Source organism: Streptomyces sp. 13-12-16, assembly GCF_002114215.1.
In the GTDB taxonomy this organism is placed as follows: domain Bacteria; phylum Actinomycetota; class Actinomycetes; order Streptomycetales; family Streptomycetaceae; genus Streptomyces.
In genome coordinates, this window is sequence record NZ_NCTE01001059.1 from 1 (window position 1) to 1,100 (window position 1,100).

At 76.3% G+C, this 1,100-nt stretch carries 2 protein-coding genes; both read right to left on the bottom strand.

Annotated elements, in window-relative coordinates; genetic code table 11:
• The coding region (locus B7767_RS35090) for an S-adenosylmethionine:tRNA ribosyltransferase-isomerase (protein WP_085575608.1) at positions 1-808 on the bottom strand (808 nt) is incomplete at its 3' end.
• Positions 805-1,100: SDR family NAD(P)-dependent oxidoreductase (locus B7767_RS35095; RefSeq protein ID WP_143652801.1), on the bottom strand; the 296-nt coding region annotated here is incomplete at its 5' end. The genes B7767_RS35090 and B7767_RS35095, both read right to left, overlap by 4 nt.

Genomic DNA, 1,100 nt, shown 5'->3' on the forward strand with positions numbered 1-1,100 from the left:
CCCGGCCGCCCCCCGCCCGCACCGCCCCGATCAGCCGCGCCGACGCCTCCGGCACCACGAACCGCTCCGGATACGGCGGCTCGTGCGCCTCCGCCGACGCCACTCCCGTGTGCAGCGTGACCGGGGCGAACTGCACCCCCCGGCTCACCAGCTCCGCCACCATCCGCGCGGTGAACGGACGCCCCGCACTCGGCATCTCCGCGCTCCCCGCACCGTCCGGCGACGGCAGCGCGAACACCGTCTGGTACGCCGACAGCGGCTGGTCCCGCTCCGTGTACGCGTACCGGATGGCCCGCCCGTGCTCCCGCAGCACCCCGAGCACGTCCCCCGACGCGCGCGCCCACCACAGCCGCTCCCCGCCCGCGCTCAGCGGCTCCTCCAGCACCAGCCGCGCACCCCCGACCAGCCGCACCTCCGTACCTGCGGGCGCCCCCGCCCGTCTCCCGCCACCACCCCTCCAAGGAGCGCTTTGCGCCCTGCTCCAATCGCGCGCACGCGTGGTGCCGCGCCCGTCGGGATCCCGCAGCTCGACCGCCCACCGGCCGTCGTCACCGCGCGTGGAGAAGTGCACCACCACGCGCGCGTGCCCGATCCACCCCCCGACGGCCGCCGCCAGCGTCGGCGAGGTGTTCACCACCAGCAGATCCCCCGCCCGCAGCAGCCGCGGCAGCTCCACGAAGGCGTGATGCGACACCGCCGTGCCCCGCGACACCAGCAGCCGCACCGAGTCCCGCTCAAGACCCGGCCCCCGCTGCTCCACCGGCACCCGCGCGAACAGTTCCTCCGGCACCTCCACGGCCACGGTCATCGCCGCTCCTCCAGCAGCGCCGGGGCGCCGTAGCGACCGCTCGCCGGCCGCTCGTCCAGCAGCCGCAGGAAGGCGGGCACCACACCGGCCGGCTCAGGACGCGGATCGTCGTCGTCCGGTACGGCCGCCGCGTACAGGTCCGTCGCCATGTCGCCGGGATCGACCGACCACACCCGCAGCCCCGGCTCCTCCACCGCCAGCACCGCCGCCAGCTGGTCCAGCGCCGCCTTGGACGCCCCGTACCCGCCCCATGTCGGATACGCCTCCGCGGCGGCGTCCGAGCTGACCACCA